The organism is Desulfosporosinus sp. OT (genome assembly GCF_000224515.1).
Taxonomy (GTDB): domain Bacteria; phylum Bacillota; class Desulfitobacteriia; order Desulfitobacteriales; family Desulfitobacteriaceae; genus Desulfosporosinus.
On record NZ_AGAF01000164.1, the window covers coordinates 35,352 to 57,171 of the forward strand.

A 21,820-nucleotide genomic window follows, 5' to 3' on the forward strand; every position below is an offset into this window, starting at 1 on the left:
TAGCTATGGTGCCTTTTCCTATCTGTTTTCGTTACTTTTGTTTTCCCTCTCTGTTCACTGGAGCTATAAAGCCTCAGTGACTTTTTAAGTTTTGTATAAATATATATATAAAGGAGCAGCGAAATGAAAAAATCAGAATTTTATCGCCACCTTAATGTCCAGCTTGATTTAGCGGTTGAAGCTCATCAACTCCTTCGTGGGGAAAGTGGGGAAGAAATTCCCGGCGTCCTAATGGATGAACAAGAACTCGAACATGCCAAGGTCACAATAATTACTGTCAAGACCGATGAAGGAGTTGAACAGATTGGCAAACCTAAAGGACAGTATATTACCATTGATGCTCCTGAGATTCGAAATAATGATTATGTCATTCATGAAGAAATTACCCACATTTTAGCAGATAGATTAATTGAACTGATGAATCTTAAAGAAGATGCCAGCATTTTATTAATCGGCTTAGGAAACTGGAACGCTACACCCGACGCCTTAGGTCCTCAAGTCATAAACAAAACTATGGTTACCCGTCATCTTTTTCAACTGGCTCCCCATGAATTACACGGTCAAATGCGAAAAATCAGTGCTCTTTCACCAGGCGTATTGGGAATCACCGGAATTGAAACGGCTGAAATTATTCATGGAATCGTGGAACATGTCAAGCCGGATTTGGTCATTGCAATCGACGCCCTGGCAGCTGGTTCCTTAGAACGTGTTGGCACAAGCATTCAACTCGCTGATACTGGCATTCATCCTGGTTCAGGAGTAGGAAATCGGCGCTCTGGCATCAATGAAGAAACCATAGGCTGTAAAGTAATTGCTATTGGGCTCCCTACAGTAGTTAACGCTGCCGTAATAGCTCATGATGTAGTGGAAGGTGTCTTTCAGCAGTTCGTAACTAGTCCAACATTATATAAACTTTATAAGGGCATAAAACCTGAAACGTTCAGTCAAATCATTGATGATGTGCTTTCTCCTTTTCAAGGCAACTTGATGGTTACACCCAAGGAAATCGACTCACTCATTCAAACGTCGGCCAAAATTATTGCTGGCGCTTTGGCGATTAGCCTGCATCCCGGAATTGACCGTGAAGACTATGAGCGTTATTTACAATGACAAATAGAGAAATGGGTCAAGTCGGTTTTACACCTACTTGACCCATTTCTTTACAGATTATTGTTGTGGCGAATTGGGAAAACTTTTGTGTTTCCGATTAGCAATCCCAATTTCTTGCGCGACTTCATACTTGAACTTTTCTAATTCGGGTGTCAGTTGGACCATTGTTTTTTTGGATTCAGTCAAAGCTTACACCTCCTTAGAATTATTTGTGTAAGCAGCAGACCTTCTTCGCTGCTGCATTTTATAAGATCTGTGATTCAGTCTGGTTTTATTATTGGACTATTTGAGTTCACGCATACCCGGCAAATCATCCCAGAAATTTAAGTATTCAGTTTCATTTTAAGGGCAAGAAAAATTATACCTTGTTTTCTCCCCAGCGCTTACCTAAGACCTTTTCAATAAATATCTTTGCGATAACAGGATCAAATTGGGTACCAGCATTATTTCGTATTTCTGCAAGTGCTTCTTCTTCACTCAAAGCATTTCGGTATGATCGCTCACTGGTCATGGCATCATAACTGTCTGCAAGAGCAATAATCCTAGCTATCTTGGGGATAGCTTCACCTTTCAAACCTTTTGGGTAACCCGTACCATCCCATCGTTCGTGATGTGCCAATACACAATCTGCTAATTCTAACATCTCATAAGATGAACTTAGTATTCTATAACCAATATCAGGATGCCGCTTTATTTCGTCTCGTTCCTGCTCGGTAAGTTTTCCTGGTTTATTAAGTATCCTTTCTTCAATAGCAATTTTTCCGATATCATGAAGGAGACCCACTACTTTGAGTTTGCTTATTTTAATTTGAGAAAAACCCATTGCTTTGCCGATATTCTGACATATTTCACTTACTCTTTGAGAATGTTGTTCCTCTCTTGGATTCTTTTCATGCAGGGTATTAATGATTGTGCTGATTATATTCCCCCTCATACCTTCACTTTCAATGAATTTATGTTTATACATATAGTCCTCGGCACTCTTGAGGACTTTGAGAATATCTTCATCAGTGTCTCTCTTCGTATCCCAACCAAATGAAATACTGAGACGAATAGCATTAACATATACGTTGGCATAAAGCTCCTTGATTCTTTTAACAATTTCCTCTGCTTCTTCAATTTTAGTTTTTGGCAGAAGAAGAACGAACTCGTCACCACCCCAGCGAGCAACCAAGTCCTCAGCTCTGCACGCATTTTGAATAGCGTCTGCTGCTTTTTGCAACAGTTCATCACCGGCATTATGGCCAAAAGCATCGTTGGCCAGTTTTAGCCCATTTACATCTCCTATAATTATGGAAATAGGAAGATTTCTTTCCGTGTCTAAGCGTTTAATTTCTTCTTCATAGAATCTTCGGTTATAAAGTCCTGTTAAGACATCGTGATAACTTAAGTACAGGTTTTCATTTTCTTTCTTTTTGCGGTCGGTAATATTTCTCACAATACTGAGGAGTACCCTTTTAGCTCCTATGAAAGTCCCTTGTGAACTCACTTCGACATTAATAGGCGTGCCATCTTTTAAATAATGCACTGTTTCAAAAATAATTCCTTCTTTATCTGCCGTTTCCATCTGCATAGTTATGTAGGACGCTTTGTTCAGATGCCTTAAATCAAAAATAGTCATTGCTGAAAATTCTTGAGAAGAATAACCATAGATTCTTAGCGCAGCGTCATTGGCTTCGAGAATATTTCCTTCCTTATCTAGGAATAGCATAGCATCGTTAGCTTTTTCAGCAAGAATTCGATATTTTTCTAGCCGTTCCTGCATCCTTTTTTGCTCGGTAATGTCAGTTCCTATTCCAGCAAAATATTGTTTGCCTTCGATTGTTACTGGACTGGCAGTGAAATACATCGGTATTTTCGTACCATCTTTCTTCTGCAAATTCGCCTCGGCATCCCCAAATCCATTATTGTTAGCCCTCTTAATACCTTCTATTACAGCTGTCTGACTAGCCGTATCTCCTTTATACCAGTCTAATAAACTTATGCAAGCGAGTTCTTCAGAAGAATAGCCTGTCATCTCTATGTGATTATTGTTCCATCTCACCAATTTACTACTTTCGTCATAGAGGTAAATCATGCCCGGTGCACTATTAAATATCGCATCTGTAAATACTCTTTCTTTTTGCAATTCATCTTCTGCCCGTATTTTCTCAATGATCTCTTCTTCAAGCATTGTGTTTATGTCTTGTAGCTGATTTGTCCGCTCTATAACCTTGCTTTCCAATTCTTCATTTAGTTTCTTTATTTCTTCTTCAGCTTTTAGACGTTTGGTGATTTCCTCTTCCAGCATCGCATTGGTTTCTTCAAGCTCAGCATTGGTCTCTTCTAACATCGCATTGGTTTCTTCTAACTCAGCATTGATCTCTTCAAGTTGTGTCGTTCTGCGCTTGACCCTTATTTCAAGTTCTCGGTTTAAGTTCTTAATCTCTAATTCGTCCAGCGTCTTTTTCTTTATTTCTCGAGTTAACTCAAAATTCTTTACAGAATACTTGGAGAGCTGTTGGGCATTCAGAAAAAGGAAATTACAAACATTTTCAAATTGCATCCTAGTCATGCGCTTAACCTTATTTAATTCGTCTTTATAAATATTGCGCTGTACCCCAATGACATCTGCGTAGTTTATTAAATCATCTACTTTATAATTTTCATCGAGGACTTGCCCAATCAACCAATTTGCAATATGCCGCCCCTCAACAATAATACTGGCTCCCCCATCCAACAAACCACCACTTAAGCATCTCTGGATTTTAGGTCCATCCTTTGTTGAACTTCCAATAACCGAATCTGAAATCAAGCAATTATTTAGACCTATTTCCGTTTTTCGTATTTCGTTACATAAACTACAGAAACCACTGGGTGTAGTTATTGGGGTTCCGTCAGGCTCTGTGATGAGTGAGGCAACACCCATGGCAACAGAAAATGAATCCTGAAGTTTTTGAATTTCTTTCAAATCAAAGAGCTTAGAGAACCTATATTCTGTAATTTTAGGATTTTCAGAGCAAAACGTTTCGCCCATATCCAATTACACCCTACCTTTCATTCATTTGAGATGCAGGAACTTGATGTTGCAGTAGGTCAACCCTTAAATCTTATCTGTACTGTGGTGCCAAATTGGTTACTTTCAATGCTCAACGTGGCATTGTGCCGAGTTGCAATACTATTACAAATAACCAAACCCAGGCCGGTCCCTGTATCTTTAGTTGTGAAAAATGGGATTCCTAGTTTGTCTTGGATTTCCGGGTTTATTCCAGAACCATTATCCGTAATGGATAAAACCAGAGCGTCCTCCATCATCTGGGTCCTCAGAGTGACTTTACCACCTGGTAACATTGACTCAAGAGCATTATTGACTAAGTTAAGGACCAGTTTCTTAATCTCGATGGCATCCAAAGAGATTCCTCGAGTTTCTTCAAGGAAAATTTCCACTGTTTTATCCTGGGATTTCGCTATAGTCTGAATTGTAGGAAGCAAAGAAAATAAAAGTTGATTGAGATTCCAAAATTTTAATTCCATTCCCTTTTCATTGGAAACTAAGATTAGCTCAGTTATTACTGAATTAGCACGCTCAAGATCTTGGAGCATTAAATTGCAATTTTCAGCAAACCTTATCTGATCCATTCTCTGACTAGCGGCAAGTTGAAGAAATCCGTGGACACTAGTAATAGGATTTCTAATTTCATGTGCCAGGCCAGATGCAACCTTCCCGATTGCATTGATACTCTCTGTTTTTACTAACTCTTTTTCCAAATGCTTTCGTTCAGTTATATCTCGTACAACGCTTAATAGTATTTTTTCAAGTTTGACTACAACTTGATGTGAACTTACTTCTACTGGAAAATGTTCTCCATCTTTTCTCACGTGGCAAGTTTCAAAGATTATTCCACTATTATAAGCGGCTTGCAGTTGCATGTCGATTAGGTCCATGGTTTTCTCAGCTCTGAGATCTTGAATTTTCATAGTGCATAATTCTTCATGTGTGTAACCATAAACCTTCATGGCCGCCAGATTAGCTTCTAAAATGTGACCTTTTAAATCTATAAATAGGAAGCTGTCACACGAATGTTCAAATAACATTCGGTAATTTGCAAGCCGTCGCCGCCTTTTCGCTCCTTTAAGGGCATTGGATGCTTGGGCAGCTAAATTTTCATGAACTCTGATTCGTTTTCCACTAATGCCGTTGACCTCATCGGAAAGGTTCAATAAATCGCTAGTTTCCTTCGATGTTTGAGATGCTTGGATTGACGAAAACTCATGGAACTTCAACTTATGAGTATATTCTTTTTTCCAGCTATCGAACATGAAATCGGCCGAAATATTGTGTTTTTGGTTTTTTTCCAACATAGATCCAAACCCCTTCAATGAATTTCTCAACACACTAAAAAGTGATCCCTATGTATTTTATCTGTATTAGCTTTTTTGTGTTTTTATATTATCACAAGTTAAATGACAGTTCCATATAATATTAATTCTAAATAACTGAATATTCAATATCTAGTTATTTAGTACTATTGTTTCAACATCAACCTATTTATTCCTTTAATGTTTGACAAGATATTTTCTTAATTTTTCGATCAAAAATACATTATTCCGAGTAATTACTTTAAATACTTATCGTAAGCACGAAAAAACAAGAGCGCCGAAATATTTTCCTGGCTCTTGTTTTTTCGTGCTTTCTCCCTAATGAACGCCTATTTTTTCCGGCGGGAATGTTCGCTGAACTTCCTGAAAAAGCAATTCATACTTTTCCGGATTCTGTAATACTTTCTGCGCCATCTGATATGCCTTTTCCACCAAATGCCCGTCTTGAGAAAGATCCGTAAGATTCAGTTGAGCTAAACCGTGTTGCCGCGTCCCTAAGATTTCCCCCGTTCCGCGCAGACGCATATCTTCTTCGGCAATTTTAAACCCATCTTCTGTTTGACATAGAATATCTAAACGACGACTGTTTTTGTTTCCTGACAACAAAAGACAGTAAGACTGTTCATTCCCTCGACCAACCCGCCCTCTGAGTTGGTGCAATTGGGCGAGGCCAAAACGTTCTGCCGCTTCAATGACCATAACAGAGGCATTTGGAACGTTTACTCCGACTTCAACCACGGTCGTTGCAACCAGAATATCAATTTCCCCGTCGTGAAACGCTGTCATAATCGCTTCTTTTTCGGCCCCCTTCATTCTTCCGTGCAGAAGGGCAACACGACACTTAGGAAACCTAAGCTGGAGATCTGTGGCTCTCTGGGTCGCTGAAATAAGATCAAGCGTTTCTGATTCTTCCACTAAAGGACAAACAACAAAAATCTGCCTTCCAAGATTGATTTGCTCTTCGAGAAATGTTTCCATCTTCGAGCGGGCACGTTCCGTCAATTTACGAGTAATAATAGGCTTTCGCCCAGCAGGCATCTCATTAAGTACAGAGAGCTGCAAATCGCCGTAGAGTGTCAAGGCCAGCGTCCGTGGAATTGGGGTCGCAGTGAGGACCAAAACGTGAGGATTTTCGCCTTTGCCTTGAAGAAGTGAACGCTGCCGGACACCAAAACGATGTTGTTCATCGGTAACAGCAAGTCCTAAAGCCTTAAATACCACCGTTTCTTGAATAAGGGCATGTGTTCCTACTATAACTTGTGCCCGACCATCCGCTATCTGGGCCAATGTTTCCTCCCTCACACTTTTGCCCTGACTACCCAATAAACAAACAACCGTAATTCCCAGAGGAGTAAACGCTTTTTCCAGCGCTTGAAGGTGCTGTAACGCTAAAATTTCCGTAGGAGCCATCATTGCCCCCTGGTAACCTGACCCCACCGCACGTAACAGCGCTGCCATGGCAACCGCCGTCTTACCGGATCCGACATCCCCTTGGACTAAGCGAGCCATTCCATGAGGTCGAGCGAGATCTTGAAATATTTCACTAATTACTCGTTGTTGAGCCGTTGTTAGTCGAAAGGGCAAAGCTTTATAAAACCGTCGGATCTGTTCCTCCCCTCCCGATAGCACCGGACTTTCAAGTCGCACCATACCTTGGCGAAGTCCAGCGACTGCCAATTGCAAAAAGAGAACTTCTTCCCAAACTAGGCGCTCCCTTGCTTGGGACAGACTGGTGTAATTAACCGGAAAGTGAATTTCTCGATGGGCTTGAGTCCGCCCCATCCATTCCTGTAGTTCTTCCTGGGGAATAATCTCTTGAAAACACGAATCTACTTGATCCAAAACACTATTAATTAAGTTACGTATTACTTTTGAGGATAAGCGTGCGGTTTCTGAATAAACCGGGAGAATCGTTTGCAACCCACGATCAGGGACATCTACTTGACTGACATTCTCCTTTTCAATATCTGTTGCCAACACTTCTGGTACCTGTTGCTGCCAACGCACCTTTCCCGTTACAACGACTTGAGTTCCTACTGGATATTGCTTAAGAATGTGAATTTGGTTAAACCATGTTGCCTGAAACAAGCGCCCTTGCTGCTGAATACTTAATTTAACCACTTTCAATTTTCCATTCATTACCTGACCTGCCACGACTTCTCCGGCAATTGTTGCCGTTTCTCCATCTTTTAACTCCGCAATTAAGCGCTTGCGGCGATCTTCATACCTGCGGGGATAATAAAGGAGCAAATCAAATACGTTATGAATCCCTAGCTTTTCAAGTTGCTTGGCTCTTTCTGGACCAACCCCTCTTAAGTATTGTAAGGGCCTCGATCGCTCGGAAACAGTATTTAACCTTTTCGACACCCCTTTTATGAGTATTTCTTGCCTGTCTTTTTCCTGAATTAGATGATCTTTATGTATCTCTTTGTTTTCTTGGGCTTCTTCGGCTCCTCGATTTTCATTTACTCCTCCATTATTTGTGTTTTTCCGTTTATCCGATATCTCCTGTTTCTCAGGTATACTCAAATCCTCGATTAGGGGTACACTTTGCGGCAAACAATCGGCAGCTTCAGACGTCACTTCTTGCATAAACCGGCGCAGTTCCGAAAAGGCTTCTCTTCGTCGCAGCGGACTCCATGTTGAATAATTCTGAGCCAATTGTCTCAAAAGCTCCATATCATTACCAGGAAATAGCTGTTCAAGTCTGGGAAGGATTCCTCGTAAGAAACTGTTAAATCCCCCCAAGACTCCAGTATTCGTAAATCCTTGCTTTTCTTCTGCTAACAGAGCTCTCCGGAAATTATTCAAAACGAGTTGCATCTGAGTAAGCTTCATAAAAAATCAGCCTGAATTCGTCGTCCCGTCGGCGTCACTGCAAGGCCACCTTGCGCAGTTTCTTTTAAAGCACAAGGCATTTGTTTACCTATTAAACCCATAGTATCGATAACCTCATCAATCGGAATTGCACTCTTCACTCCTGAAAGAGCCATCTCAGCAGCTACCAAAGCGATCGAGGCTCCCGTTGCATTTCGTTTGACACAGGGAACCTCCACCAGCCCTGCCACAGGGTCACAGACTAAACCCAGCATCGATTTCATAGCAATGGCTGCAGCGTCCGCCGTCTGGCTAGGCGAGCCTCCGGCTAATTCCACTGCCGCCGCCGCAGCCATTGCCGCTGCAGATCCTATTTCGGCCTGACATCCACTCTCAGCGCCAGAAACACTCGCTCGTTCTGCAATGATCATTCCTAATCCTGCAGCAGTAAATAGAGCAAGTACAAGATCATGCTCTACTACTTCAAGAGCCTTCTCAACCGTCAAAAGAACAGCAGGAAGTACCCCACAGGAACCCGCGGTCGGTGCAGCAACAATTTTCCCCATACAAGCGTTAACTTCGGCCACTGCCAAAGCTCTGGCAATTGCACTACTCATTAGCCCGCCGGTCAGGCTCTCCCCCTTTTTCCACCTGGCCTCGACTTTCGCTGCATCTCCCCCTACCAAACCAGATAAAGAACGACGCTCGCCGCTAAGACCTGCTTCAACGGATTCTCGCATAACCCTTAAGTTCTTGCTCATACGCTGAAAAAGAGCTTGCTCCGATTGTTCTAATTCTTCCATCTGGTTTTGGCATACGACTTGACTTATTTTAACTCCTCTAGCTTCAGCCTCGATGACCCAGTCTTCGTAGGCACGCATAATTAACTCCTCCTATTCCAACGGCTCAATAGCTAAGGCCTGATAGATCCTGGGTAGTTTCCGCAATAAACCAAGAACTGAATCGTCAATTAACTGATCCGTTTCCAAAACCATTAAGGCTTGCGCTCCCTTCTTTTCGCGGGATACCCACATATGCGCAATGTTGATCTGGGCAGTCGCCAGGAGGAGCGTCACTTGGGCCACGACCCCTGGCAGATCCTGATGCAGGATAACTAAGGTGGGATAGTCTCCCCTGATCTCCACCTGAAAATCATTGATCTCTCGAATGACAATTGTTCCTCCCCCGATAGACGACCCAAGAACCTGAACATTACACCCATTCTTACCTAATAAATTAAATTTCACACTGTTCGGATGGATATCTCCCAGGTCCGCTGTTTCAAAAACAAAACCCAGACCACGTTCCTTAGCAATCTCGGGGGCCTCTGAAATTCGTTCGTCATCCGGGGCCATGCCTAAAAGCCCCGCAACTAACGCTAAGTTTGTCCCATGCCCCTTCCCAGTTGTTGCAAAAGAGCCATGCAAAATAATTGTTCCTCTGATAGGTTCTTCGCCCAATATCTTTCTGGCCATGGCACCCAAACGAACCGCACCGGCGGTGTGTGAACTAGACGGACCAACCATGATCGGTCCAAGAAGATCAAAGACATTGCCCTTACCCACGATATACCCCCCTATATAAAAAAACCCCCGGAAAAATTTCCGGAGGATAACCTATTCTACACCAAAAATATAATAATAGAGCGGTTGCCTACCCGGATGAACCTCTACTTCAACACTCGGTTTAACCTCACCAAGCCAATTTTCAAGTTGTTCAACCTCTTCTTCTTTTGTTTCTTCACCATAGAAGATGGTAACCAAATCATGCGTTTGCCAATCCATTTCCTCCAATGTTGCCTTTGCAACTTCAAATAGTGTTTGGCCTGAAGTGACAATCGTATCTTCTACCAACCCCAAGATATCTCCCTCAGATATCTTTAAAGTCCCATACTGGGAATCGCGAACTGCATAAGTCACCTCTCCAGAATAAACGGCACTCAGGCCTCTGCTCATAGTTTGGATGTTCGCCTCCACATCCCCTTCTGAATTAAAATTCAGTAGAGCAGAAATCCCTTGAGGAATCGATTTGCTGGATATCACATAGACTTCACGATCTTGTACAACCTCTTTAACTTGACTGGCAGCCATCACGATATTTCCATTATTGGGTAAAATAAAAATTTGACGCGCTGGAACTTTACGAACAGCTTCCGCCAGGTCTTCTGTACTGGGATTCATAGTTTGACCGCCATACACTACTTCATCTGCACCCAAGCTAGTAAATACATCCGCAATTCCTTGTCCCATTGCAACAACAACGATACCATAATCTTTCAGCATTTGACCTGCATTGTTAACATTCATCGGCCCTTGTAGTGAATCGTTTGATTCGGTTTTCATCGCGTGAGCCATATTTTCATTTTGCTCAAGCATGTTATGAATTTGAACTTCATGGAGCGAACCCCACTGGATAGCATAATCTAAAATTTTACCGGGATTTCTAACGTGCACATGAATTTTTACCACTTCAGGTGTCCCGACAACCAACAAACTCTCTCCGCGGTCGTTTAAATCCTGTCGCATCTGCTCAACGCGCAAATCAGTTCCCTTAACTAAAAATTCAGTGCAATAGGGATAGTCCAGATTTTCAATTTGCTCGAATTTCCGTTGAATTTCAGTGTGTCTGTGCTCAAACGAAGTCGGCTTTTCTCCCACTTCGACTAGCGTATTAGGATTGATTGCTTCTCCAGTTAAAACAGTGATCCAACCACTTAATATGATCAGGAAACCCTGTCCCCCAGCATCTACAACACCCGCCTGTTTCAAGGCTGGCAACAAATCCGGGGTTTTTGAGAGGGCCTCTAAGCCTTTGCGTTGACCTTCGAGGAGGGTATCGAGAAGTGATCCTCCCCCCTTGGCTCTAGTCAACGCACCCCGAGCTGTTTCTCTTGAAACCGTCAGGATTGTACCCTCAACAGGTTTCATAACCGCTTTGTACGCAGTATCAACACCTGCTTGCAAAGCCTGCGCCACTTGAAGAGGGTTTGCCATTTGCAATCCTTCAAAACCCTTGGCAATTCCCCGTAAGAGCTGAGAAAGAATAACCCCTGAATTTCCGCGAGCTCCCATTAGGGAGCCCATCGAAGCTGCACTTGCCACTTCACTGATTGAAAGGTTGGATACTCTCTCTGAATCCCTAACTGCCGATTGAATGGTCAAAAACATGTTCGTTCCTGTATCACCATCGGGCACTGGAAAAACGTTTAGAGCATCAACCGCTTGCTTTTTTTGTTCCAAGGCCTGCGCACCAGCCACCATCATTTGTTTCCATAGTACTCCATTGAGAACACTAATTGTGTCTGCCCCTGGTCTCAAAACCATATCCCCCTAATCTTTTTACACTACTCTAAAATGCGAACATCTTGAACATTCACATTTACTTGGGACACGGTTAATCCTGTAAGCTTCTCTGTAGTATAACGGACGCGCTCCATTACATTGGCGGCAACTTCAGAAATTTTAACACCATATCCAACAACGATATACAGGTCAATAATGACCTCGTTGTCTTGAATCGAAACCACAACACCACGGCCTAAATTTTCCCGCCCAAGTAAATCTACAAATCCATCCGTGATTTTGCGCGAAGCCATACCTACCAAGCCATAACATTCAACTGCCGTAGCACCAGCAATTGTCGATATGACTTCTTCAGAAATATCAATCTTTCCTAAGCTATTTATAATTTCTTTTCCCATTAAAAAGAAACCTCCCCTTTCGGTATCACCCACACTGACCCTATTCTATCAATTATAAAGAAAATGTTCAAATAGGTCTTCCCCCCGCATCGAGAAATTCATGAAGTACACCTTGCCAACACGCAAGACTTTTGATAGAATATATAAGTGTCATTTCGGTTGCAAAGGAGGATTTAGAGCATGGCTAATGTTTGTGCGATATGCGCCAAAGGAGTAGTCACTGGATTTCAAGTCAGCCACTCACATATACGAACAAAACGAACTTGGAAACCAAACTTGCAACGCGTTCATGCAATTGTGAACGGGGCTCCCGCCCGGATCAAAGTTTGCACCAGATGCTTACGTTCCGGCAAAGTTCAGCGCGCTAGCTAATGAATCAAAAGTTCGACATCTGTCGGACTTTTTTCATTTCCCCCACATTTCTAGTCCTAAAATCACACTTTTATTCGTTCCCAGCCCGGAGGGTGTGATTTTGCAGAGCGAACCCTTTAGGCAGAGTCGCGTTTAACCATGCTTAGATTATTCGGCGTCAGAACGGCATGGGTTTACATCCAGAACAGCCCAGAGGTTTGCTGTTCTCGCCGAGTAATCAAGCAGGGTAGCGACGGCGCCGTGGGTGAGCGGAGCAATATCACGCCCTCTCCCAAATCTGTTGAAGTTCGTCCTTATTAAATAAATAATTTTCATTGCAAAAATGGCAAACCAGCTCAGCTTTCCCATCTGAGATTAGGTTTGCTATTTCTTTTTCACCTAAAGAAACCAACGTATCACTTAGACGAGCCTTTGAGCAAGTACAAGAAAATCCAACTGCTCGGCGTTCCAAAACATGATAAGGGAGTTCTCCCATCAAATGATCTAGTAATTCTTCCATACCTAGGCTCTGAGCTACTAGTTCACTAATTCCTACCTGTAACTGCTCGAGCAGCCTTTCAATTGCTTGGATATCCTCCTCAGTCGCTCCTGGCAACGGTTGGATCAAAAACCCTGCCGCCCCAGCAACATGATAATCTTTTTCCACCAACACCCCGAGAAGCATAGCTGAAGGTATCTGTTCCGATGTCAACAAATAATGCACAAGATCCTCTGCAATTTCGCCGCTAACCAACGGAACCATTCCTGTATAGACTTCACCATTCTGTAAACTTCGACTGACAGCCAACTCGCCATGTCCGACCGCCGTTGCCACATCAAGTTTCCCCGTAGCCTTTAACGGCAAATCCACCCTAGGTTCCCTAACATAACCCCGAACGTTACCCTGCGCATTTCCCACGGCAACAACCCCCTCTAAAGGACCGTCTCCTAATAACCGCAAGGTAATACTCTCTTCTCCCTTGAGAGAGCTAGCCAAAATAAGTGCTCCAGTCATCAAGCGGCCTAACGCCGCCGTAGCAACTGGTGACATCCCGTGGCGCCTGCGAGCCTCTTCAACGGTATCCGTCGTCCTTACCGCGACCCAACGAGCCTTCCCCTCCAGCATCGTTCCAATCCAAAGTTCATCATGTTGCATAATCGTCTTCCTTTTATCATCATCATATATTTATTATCGTCCCCAGCCTAAGTCGTTTCCTGCTCAAATTGGTACTCAACTCCAGGAGGGTGTTAATTTGCGGAGAGAACCCATTCAGCAGAGTCGCGTCAATCACGCTTATATTACGAAGCGCGCTGCGTGGCAGCGGGACTTGTCCATGACTCAAACAGGACGTTTGAGGTTAGAGCACCGCCATGGATGGCGAGGTGCCGTGATGGACTGATGTCGCGGTGCCAAGGATGGCAAAGAGCGACACACATGCAGAACAACCCAGAGGTTTGCCACGCTCGCTTCGTAATCAGCGTGATAGCGACGGCGCTGTGGGTGAACGGAGCAATTTAACACCCTTCCCAGCTTAGAATTTATTTGGGCAAAACGACGAGCACCCAACCCTCGTGAACCTGTATCACAGCCTCCTCTGCGAGGAAAACATTACTCACGCCACGCGGAGAGGCCTGATATAAAACATCATGCCCAAGCGGATAGCATAACCCCTCAGTCGTGACAATCGCCTTCTCCGACAAAGTAATCAAGGAGATTTCCCGCCCAAGTGCCCCCCTTATCAGTTCACGACCTTGAAGAATCCACATCTCATGTTCAGGATCGACCAAGCGAATTCGGTACCCCTTCTTAGCGTAAGCGAGCATAAGCGCTACGTTTCCCAAGAAATGATCAATTCGTTTTCCTGTCGCCCCATACAACCAAATATCCGTTTGACCAACAAAACGGGCCTGCTCCTCAGCACGTTTTAGCGCTAATTCAAGATCCGTTTCATCCTTTTCGCGAGGGTAACGTTCAATCTCGCACCCTGCATTTGCACATTGCTTTAAATTCTCCGGTAAAATTGAATCTAGATCCCCAATAAGAAGGTTAGGCCTACATCCAGAGAGAACCGCATAGTTCGCCCCTCCATCTGCACATATCAAAAAATCAACATCACTGAGGACCTGTTGCCCCCAAGCTAAATCCCATGCACCATTGGCTAATACTGCAATTTTCATAACTTGCCCTTCATATCCTAAGACTAGATGTTTAGCATTAGCTAGACGAATCTACAGACTTCGCTGCTTGAAGAAGCTTTTCCACTGCTTGGTTTGGTTCAGGCTGAGCAAAAACAGCAGCCCCGGCAACTAAAATATGAGCTCCGGCCTTCGTAACCACCGGTGCCGTTTCTAGATTAATTCCCCCATCCACTTCAATAAGACAAGCGGACCCTGTCTGTTCAAGATGGCTGTGAAGGACCTTAATCTTTGGAATAACATTTGGTATAAATTTTTGGCCCCCAAATCCGGGGTTGACGGTCATCAACAGCACCATATCTAAGTCTTCCAGAATATATTTAATACCATCCAACGGCGTCGCGGGATTGAGAGCAATTCCAGCAGTCATCCCCTGCTCTTTGATCTGTTGAATCACACGGTGCACATGGAGAGTCGTCTCTAAATGAAATGTGAGATGATCAGCACCAGCAGCGGCAAAATCAGCAATGAAACGCTCCGGTTCTTCAACCATCAGATGAACATCAAAACGCATACGTGAATGAGCCCTTAGAGATTTAACCAAAGCCGGACCAAACGTTAGATTAGGGACAAAGTGCCCATCCATAACATCAATATGTAAGACTTCCGCGCCAGCATCCTCAACTAAACGCACCTGTTCTCCTAAACGAGAAAAATCGGCAGACAAAATAGAAGGGGCAATTTGAATCACATTAATATCTCCTCTCAGCTTCAATTACTTCTTGTAAAAATATTAGGTAGTGTTCATAACGACCAGCCGAAATTTCTCCGTTTTCTAAGGCTGCTTTAATAGCACAGTTAGGTTCTTTATCATGAAGGCAACTGTTGAAACGACAACTGCTGCGGCGGTCGATAAATTCCGGAAAACAGCCTGCTAACTCCGCGCGTTTCATAGGAGGCAAGAAAAGGGAAGAGAATCCTGGTGTGTCCGCCACCAGCCCACCAGCACAGACCATTAATTCCACATGACGTGTGGTGTGGCGGCCTCGCTTAGACTTTAAGCTAATTTCCCCTGTCTTGAGTTTTTTTCCGGGAGATAAGGCATTAAAGAGACTAGATTTTCCAGCACCAGAAGGCCCTGCTAGCACACTAACCTTGTCCACCAACTGGGCTCTTACTTCCTCAATTCCCTGACCTGTTTCATTTGAGACTTCGAACACAGTATATCCTATTTGGCGGTATACATCCGTAATTGACGGTTCCTCGGCACCAGTAGTTAAGGCGGCTTCATATTTATCTAATTTGGTAAAAACTATAATAGGCTCAATACCAGCTTCCGTCACCTGGATCAACAAGCGATCCAGAAGATTAAGATCCGGCTTAGGAGACGTCATGGCAAAAACCAAAAGAGCCTGATCTACATTAGCAATCACAGGCCGGCTCAAAGCGTTGCGCCGCGGCTCTACTGCTTCAATCGTCGCCTTGTCCCCCTCTTCCGGTAAAATTCTCACTCGGTCTCCCGGCAAAAAGTCTTGGTCCTTAACACGAAAGCGACCGCGCAGGGAACACTCCCATACTCGGTCCTCCGCAAAGACATAATAAAATCCACTATATCCTTTAAGTAAGACTCCTACGATCATATATACTCCTTACTTACCATCTTGTAGGTGATGATCATTTTAGTTTAATACTTAACGTTGAGCGAGAGTTACATTGGCTTCACTTCCATAGGCAACAGGTCCAGGGCCACGCGAAACAATCATCGTAACTGTATCACCCTGTTTAACGGCTTCTCCCGGATTGGGAGTTGTACTCATCACGACGCCTGTCGGGAAAGTCGTAGAATCCTGGGTTTCCGCTCGAACAACCAATTTATTATCATCACTAAGTATTTTAGTAGCGTCAGCGGATGTCTTACCAATCACATTTGGCATATAGATCGGAATCAGCTCCGGTCCTTCACTTATAGTTAACTTAATAGGACCGTCTTTCGGCCATGTAGCATCTGCTGCAGGATCTTGTCCGGAAACATAATCTTTAGGTACAATCGAACTAGGTTTGGAGTCGTAATCTATGTTTGCAGTAAATCCAGCCTTAGCAATAAGGTTCGCCGCATCGAGCTTAGACATTTGCCCAGTAGAAACATTAGGAAATATCGCCACATCCGGGCCTTTGCTGACCACAATTTTTATTGCTCTGTCAACCTTAACTGTTGCGTCCCCTTTAGGATCCTGATCAACAATACGATCTTTCTCGACGTCATCATTATACTCATAATCAACATCCGGACTGAGCTTTAGGTTGGCTTGTGCTAAAAAGTCCTGTGCTATAGGTACTGTCTTGCCGATTACATCAGGAACCTTGGTTGTTTCTACCCTAATATAACTCCATCCCATCCATCCAATAAGCAAGAGAAATGCTAAGATAAGTCCACTCATAATCCAACTCAAACGTTTCATTTTTTTGAGTTTAGTGAGTGGAGAGTCTTTCAATACAGGGTTTTTCTCCATTGAATTTTTCACCGTGATCGGCGCCAGAACTTTGCCCATCCCTTTATGCGTCTGAGTCGCTTCCGGGTCATCTGTCGGAGAGGTTTCCATTTGCGTAATTGGCCGACCAGCTTGGATATGTTTCAGATCTTCCAGCAGATCTTTGGCCGACAGATATCGTTGTTCAGGCGACTTAGCGATTGCTCGCATAATAACAGCTTCGAATTCCCTTTCGATCCGCGGATTTATCTTACTTGGTAAGACCGGCTGCTCCTGAAGATGCTTAAGCGCAATAGTAATCGGCGTTTCACCGTCATAGGGGACTTTACCAGTAATCAATTCGTAGAGAATAATCCCCAATGAGTAAATGTCTGATTGCTCATTACTTTGCAGACCCTTTGCTTGTTCAGGGGATAAATAGTGAACCGAACCTATGATATCCCCCGTATGAGTTACCGTTGCCGAAGATACTGCCCGAGCAATCCCGAAGTCTGTGACCTTAGCATGCCCATCTACCGTCACTAAGATGTTGTGTGGCTTAATATCTCGATGAATAATATGGTGCTCATGGGCATTTTTAATGGCTTCTATAATTTGCAGCCCCAAGTTAATGGATTGATCTGTAGACAGAGGGGCATACTCGCGGATGATTTCTTTGAGATTACGACCTTCTACATATTCCATGACAATATACTCAGTATCACCATCTTTGCCCACATCATAAACTGAGACGATATTGGGATGGGATAAACTCGCTGCAGATTGGGCTTCCCTCCGAAAACGGCGAATAAAGTCTTCATCTGTGACAAACTGCTCCCGGAGCACCTTGATCGTCACAACACGGTTAAGGAGAATATCCTTGGCCTTATAAACAATTGCCATACCACCAGCACCGATTCGCTCCAAGACTTCGTATCGTCCCCCGAAGATTTTACTCACTATTTTTCACCTACTTTCTGGCTCAAAGCTTCTTGAATAATTTGTCGGGCAATCGGAGCAGCCGCCCCTCCTCCGGTTCCACCATGTTCCACGAGAACGGCTACCGCAATCTGTGGAGCTTCAGCGGGTGCAAAGGCAATATACCAGGCATGAGTCAAGACGTTTCCTCCTGGTTCTGCTGAACCTGTTTTCGCTGCAACTTGAACATTGGGTAATGCCCCTGGAGCAGCCGTCCCATCGGTCACGGCGGTTACCATTGCACTTGTGATTTTATCTGCTTCTTCTTTAGTTAGGGCAGTCAGCCAAGGCTGTGGTTTCTGTTCATAGACAACCGTCTGGGCGGGGTCTAAGACACGTTCCACGAGATGTGGAGCCATAATGACCCCATGGTTGGCGATACCAGCCGTTATCAACGCCATATGAAATGGTGAGACTAGAACCTCGCCTTGACCAAAAGCACTGGCAGCCAGAAGATTTGTTGTCAAATTCTCAGGAATTTTCTCGGCCTTAGTAATTGAGCTTGTTGGGACATTAAGTTCAAAGGGGATTTTCTGTCCAAAACCGAAACCTTTAACCGCGGTAAGAAAATTTTTATCTCCTGCCTGTACCCCAAACGTCGCAAAGTATGCGTTACAGGAATCAGCTAAAGCCATATTATAGTTAACCCAGCCAAATGCCCTACCGTTTTGTTCGTTAATGACTTGTCCATTAATAATTGCCGAACCTGTACTATCATAAAGATCCGTCGTATTTATCCCACCTCGGAACAAGGCGGCAGACGTGACCACCTTCATGATTGACCCCGGCGGGAAAAGAGAAAAAGCATGATTTTCAAGTGGCCTATCCTGCGTGCGACTAATGATGTCTTTCCAGTCCTGTTCTAGGTTTGTGGGGTCGAAACTAGGTTGACTCACCAACGCCAACACTTCTCCTGTCCGAGGATCGATGGCTACAGCAGCCCCCATTTTCCCTTTGAGCGCGTTATAAGCGATGCTTTGTAAACGTGAATCCAAGGTGAGCACCACATCATCCCCTTGACGAGGAAGTGCAAAGAGCTGTTGAACTGCTTGAGTAGTTGTTGCATCTTTAATTCCCAGCAACCAATCTGCCGAGTTGCCTTCAAGGCCGGAAGCACCAAGTTGCACAGTAGAATAGCCGATTAACGGCTCAAACATTTCTCCTTGCGGGTACTCACGTACCTTCTTATCCTTAGAAACTTTAGTTTGTGCTATAATTTCGCCGTTACGATCAAAAATTCCTCCCCGAGTTACACGGCTTTCCATAAGAATTAAGCGGCGATTAGCGTTGTTCTTTAACAGAGTATCTGCCTGAACAACCTGCCAATAAACTAAACCGAGACTTAGAATGAAAAAGCTAAAGGCCATACCAAGTGCTACTCGACGTACCCCTCGCATTATGTTGCATACTCCCTTCCCTTATTCTTGGTGCTGCGATAACTTACCGCAGTGGCATTTGAGATATTCAACAACACCCCTAGCAAGATAAAGTGAACAATGAGAGAACTTCCACCATAACTTACCCAGGGAAGTGGTATGCCCGTTAAAGGAAGTAGTTTAGTGACCCCAGCCAGAATAATTAAGGTTTCTGTTCCTAGGAGAATTCCAATTCCAGCGGCTAAGATTTGCCCAAACCGATCTTTGGCTCTCAAGCTTACCGCAAAGGCTCTCATGACAACAATGAGAAAGAGGACTAATACGGCCATGGCTCCTGCAAAGCCAAGTTCTTCAGCGATAACTGAAAAGATAAAGTCAGTGCTGGCCGCAGGGACAGTTGATGCTCCGATTCCGTTGCCTAATCCAGTCCCCAAGATTTTTCCTCCCCCAATAGCAAACAGAGATTGGGCAATTTGGTAGCCTCCACCGGTAGGATCTTGCCAAGGATTCATCCACACCATAACCCGGACTCGTACGTGCCTAAAGAGCATATAGCCTAAAGTTCCTGTCAGCAGAAAAATCGGTAGGGATATTCCCAAATAAAGAGACCTTTCCGTCACCACATAAAGCATGAGCACAAAGAGCATATAAAACACCAATGCCGTCCCCAAGCTCTTTTGGGCAGCTAGAATTCCAAGCACAAAAGCTACCATGATTATAAATGGACCTAAAGTCCGCGAGTCAGGTAATGAGAATCTACCCCATTGTACAGTTCCTACCCGCAACAATTCTTCATTCTCTTCCAAGTAGGTTGCCATGAATAAAAGCAAGGCTAGTTTAACAAATTCCTCCGGTTCAATTCCAATTCCCCCCAGGTGAAGCCAACTTTTAGCTCCACCAGCCGCGGAACCAAACAGCAGAGTCACCAACAACAAGCCAACTGCTAATAGCCCCCAGAGGTATCTAAACTTTCCTAACTGTCGATAATCTCGGATCATCCATAAAACCGCGTAGAAGAGTAGAAGCCCAATATTAGCCCACCAAAATTGACGCAATGCGATTTCCGGACTAATTCGAACCACAAATACAAGCCCCAAGGCCATAATGGCTTGAACCGCAGGCAGAATATAGGGATCTCCTTGGTAATGGAAAACTTGCTCCATCAAGCTCCCCATCAGAACTATGGCAGTAAAAACTAACGCTTGCCAGAGAAGCTGGTTTTTCACGCCTCCCCATTTAAGCAGGCCAAGCCCTATCCACATCATTCCTAAAATTAAACTGCGCGAGGTTAAACGTTGAATCATCAGCTTACTCCAAAATACAGCACAAGGCTGTGAAATTATCCGGCGCACCTCGTTCTAAGGTAAGCTTACGCAATCTCTCAAATCTTTCTTCCCAGGAGCCCGCTTCGAGAAATGCTTCGGCAAGTTCTTGATTACTGATCATATTGGAAAACCCGTCAGTGCACAAAAGGAAAACATCGCCTATCTGCAAACTCATACTCCTGCAATCCAGTTCAATCTCAGGTTCCGCTCCTACTGCGCGCATCAGCACATGCCGTTGAGGATGTTTTTCAGCTTCTTCTTGGGAGATCTGTCCTAACCGCACAAGTTCACCAACCAACGAATGGTCTGTTGTTAAGGAAGTTAACACCTCATCGCGCCATAAATAAGCGCGACTGTCGCCAACATGAGCAATAACGACTGTCTTGCTGCGCACCAGCAAAACTGTCAGAGTCGTTCCCATCCCAGCATTTTCCGGCTCAGTTGTTGAAGATTCATAAACGACACGATTCGCTTGAACAAAGGCCTCAGTCAACTCGCTTTCTAGCGCCTGGTCCTCGAACTCAACAAAACGAGGTGCCCTTTTTTCCAACTCTTGCAAAGCGGTCGAAGAGGCCACTTCTCCCGCACGGTGCCCCCCCATGCCATCGGCCACAGCATATAGGCCTTGTGCAGGCGACACCAAAAAAGAATCTTCATTATTTTTTCGAATACACCCTTTTTCACTAAAGCTTAGTACTCTCATTTTGCCACCTCGAGTATTGGAATGTAATACTTCCAATTTTCACATAATCTCCTGCAACCAATTGAACTGGAGAATGAATTTGCTCTCCATTAACCCAGGTTCCATTCGTACTTCCTAGGTCTTCCACAATGGTTTGTCCTTTTTGCAACCTAAAAACAGCATGGTCAATAGAAGCAAAATGATCCGGTAAAACAATGTCATTGTGCTTGCCACGCCCTAAACGCAACCCTTTGCCATCCACACGGAAAACACTCCCTCGAGAAAGCCCTTCTGCCCCGGTCAGTACCTCTAGCCGTCCATATTCATTAAGCGGACGTTGAAAAATCCCCTTCATTTGGAGATCAGCCATCAGTGCTGTAAAGATGCGGAATATAAAAAGATAGATAAGGGCGACAAAAGCCAGCCGTCCAATGACAAATACTAATTGCATACAACCCTCCTAGCCGGAAATCGGAAGTCGGAAGTCGGAAGCCAGAAGTCAGCGACTTAAACTCACA

20 protein-coding genes are annotated in these 21,820 nt (G+C 44.1%); 3 read left to right on the forward strand and 17 right to left on the reverse strand.

Annotated elements, in window-relative coordinates; all coding sequences use genetic code 11:
- The first annotated feature begins 123 nt into the window (after window positions 1–123).
- Window positions 124–1,110 carry a GPR endopeptidase gene (gene gpr / locus DOT_RS14930; protein WP_009620353.1) on the forward strand — a complete coding sequence of 329 codons (987 nt, stop codon included), beginning with the start codon at window positions 124–126 and terminating at the stop codon, window positions 1,108–1,110.
- 57 nt (window positions 1,111–1,167) lie between these two features.
- Here gpr and DOT_RS14935 read toward each other — a convergent pair whose 3' ends face one another.
- The 8 genes from DOT_RS14935 to DOT_RS14970 form a co-directional block, all read right to left on the reverse strand.
- Window positions 1,168–1,296, reverse strand: coding sequence for a small, acid-soluble spore protein, alpha/beta type (locus DOT_RS14935; RefSeq protein ID WP_009620355.1), 129 nt, complete (start codon window positions 1,294–1,296; stop codon window positions 1,168–1,170).
- 172 nt (window positions 1,297–1,468) lie between these two features.
- Window positions 1,469–4,126 (reverse strand): PocR ligand-binding domain-containing protein, encoded by a 2,658-nt coding sequence (locus tag DOT_RS14940; protein WP_009620358.1) that lies wholly within the window; start codon window positions 4,124–4,126, stop codon window positions 1,469–1,471.
- Between the two features lie 59 nt (window positions 4,127–4,185).
- Entirely contained in the window at window positions 4,186–5,451 is a 1,266-nt protein-coding gene (locus tag DOT_RS14945; RefSeq protein ID WP_009620360.1) for a PAS domain S-box protein, read from the reverse strand.
- A gap of 336 nt (window positions 5,452–5,787) precedes the next feature.
- A complete protein-coding gene (gene recG, locus DOT_RS14950) occupies window positions 5,788–8,307 on the reverse strand; it encodes an ATP-dependent DNA helicase RecG (protein ID WP_009620362.1) in 2,520 nt (839 codons plus the stop codon).
- On the reverse strand, window positions 8,304–9,167 hold the full coding sequence (sdaAA, locus tag DOT_RS14955; protein ID WP_009620364.1) for an L-serine ammonia-lyase, iron-sulfur-dependent, subunit alpha: 864 nt from the start codon (window positions 9,165–9,167) through the stop codon (window positions 8,304–8,306). The genes recG and sdaAA overlap by 4 nt, the downstream gene beginning before the upstream one ends.
- A 12-nt stretch (window positions 9,168–9,179) precedes the next feature.
- Complete coding sequence (sdaAB, locus tag DOT_RS14960) at window positions 9,180–9,851, reverse strand: L-serine ammonia-lyase, iron-sulfur-dependent subunit beta (protein ID WP_009620366.1); 672 nt, start codon at window positions 9,849–9,851, stop codon at window positions 9,180–9,182.
- A 51-nt stretch (window positions 9,852–9,902) separates the two neighbouring features.
- A complete protein-coding gene (locus DOT_RS14965) occupies window positions 9,903–11,603 on the reverse strand; it encodes a DAK2 domain-containing protein (protein ID WP_192807819.1) in 1,701 nt (566 codons plus the stop codon).
- Window positions 11,604–11,629: 26 nt separating this feature from the next.
- Window positions 11,630–11,986, reverse strand: coding sequence for an Asp23/Gls24 family envelope stress response protein (locus tag DOT_RS14970; protein WP_009620369.1), 357 nt, complete (start codon window positions 11,984–11,986; stop codon window positions 11,630–11,632).
- A gap of 180 nt (window positions 11,987–12,166) precedes the next feature.
- Between DOT_RS14970 and rpmB the strand changes: the two genes are divergently transcribed.
- Window positions 12,167–12,358 (forward strand): 50S ribosomal protein L28, encoded by a 192-nt coding sequence (rpmB, locus tag DOT_RS14975; RefSeq protein ID WP_040412341.1) that lies wholly within the window; start codon window positions 12,167–12,169, stop codon window positions 12,356–12,358.
- A gap of 259 nt (window positions 12,359–12,617) precedes the next feature.
- On the opposite strand, the gene hslO is transcribed toward rpmB, so the two are convergent.
- Entirely contained in the window at window positions 12,618–13,493 is an 876-nt protein-coding gene (gene hslO, locus DOT_RS14980; protein WP_009620370.1) for an Hsp33 family molecular chaperone HslO, read from the reverse strand.
- A gap of 97 nt (window positions 13,494–13,590) precedes the next feature.
- Between hslO and DOT_RS30520 the strand changes: the two genes are divergently transcribed.
- Window positions 13,591–13,737, forward strand: a complete 147-nt coding sequence (locus tag DOT_RS30520) for a hypothetical protein (protein WP_157998466.1) — start codon at window positions 13,591–13,593, stop codon at window positions 13,735–13,737.
- A 139-nt stretch (window positions 13,738–13,876) separates the two neighbouring features.
- Here the strand turns inward: DOT_RS30520 and DOT_RS14985 are convergent, their stop codons facing one another.
- From DOT_RS14985 to DOT_RS15020, 8 genes are read right to left on the reverse strand one after another with little or no spacing between them, the layout of a single operon-like run.
- Window positions 13,877–14,515 (reverse strand): thiamine diphosphokinase, encoded by a 639-nt coding sequence (locus tag DOT_RS14985; protein ID WP_009620371.1) that lies wholly within the window; start codon window positions 14,513–14,515, stop codon window positions 13,877–13,879.
- Between the two features lie 37 nt (window positions 14,516–14,552).
- The gene (gene rpe, locus DOT_RS14990; RefSeq protein ID WP_009620372.1) at window positions 14,553–15,224 is read right to left on the reverse strand and encodes a ribulose-phosphate 3-epimerase; all 672 of its coding nucleotides are present in this window, start codon (window positions 15,222–15,224) and stop codon (window positions 14,553–14,555) included.
- 1 nt (window position 15,225) lies between these two features.
- On the reverse strand, window positions 15,226–16,113 hold the full coding sequence (gene rsgA / locus DOT_RS14995) for a ribosome small subunit-dependent GTPase A (RefSeq protein ID WP_009620373.1): 888 nt from the start codon (window positions 16,111–16,113) through the stop codon (window positions 15,226–15,228).
- Between the two features lie 51 nt (window positions 16,114–16,164).
- Window positions 16,165–17,901 carry a Stk1 family PASTA domain-containing Ser/Thr kinase gene (gene pknB, locus DOT_RS15000; RefSeq protein ID WP_009620374.1) on the reverse strand — a complete coding sequence of 579 codons (1,737 nt, stop codon included), beginning with the start codon at window positions 17,899–17,901 and terminating at the stop codon, window positions 16,165–16,167.
- Window positions 17,901–19,316 (reverse strand): penicillin-binding transpeptidase domain-containing protein, encoded by a 1,416-nt coding sequence (locus tag DOT_RS15005; RefSeq protein ID WP_009620375.1) that lies wholly within the window; start codon window positions 19,314–19,316, stop codon window positions 17,901–17,903. The genes pknB and DOT_RS15005 overlap by 1 nt, the downstream gene beginning before the upstream one ends.
- The gene (locus DOT_RS15010; protein ID WP_040412343.1) at window positions 19,316–20,599 is read right to left on the reverse strand and encodes an FtsW/RodA/SpoVE family cell cycle protein; all 1,284 of its coding nucleotides are present in this window, start codon (window positions 20,597–20,599) and stop codon (window positions 19,316–19,318) included. The genes DOT_RS15005 and DOT_RS15010 overlap by 1 nt, the downstream gene beginning before the upstream one ends.
- Before the next feature lie 4 nt (window positions 20,600–20,603).
- Window positions 20,604–21,323 carry a Stp1/IreP family PP2C-type Ser/Thr phosphatase gene (locus tag DOT_RS15015; protein WP_009620377.1) on the reverse strand — a complete coding sequence of 240 codons (720 nt, stop codon included), beginning with the start codon at window positions 21,321–21,323 and terminating at the stop codon, window positions 20,604–20,606.
- A complete protein-coding gene (locus tag DOT_RS15020; protein WP_009620379.1) occupies window positions 21,304–21,753 on the reverse strand; it encodes an FHA domain-containing protein in 450 nt (149 codons plus the stop codon). Before DOT_RS15020 ends, DOT_RS15015 begins: the two co-directional genes overlap by 20 nt.
- Between the last annotated feature and the right edge of the window lie 67 nt (window positions 21,754–21,820).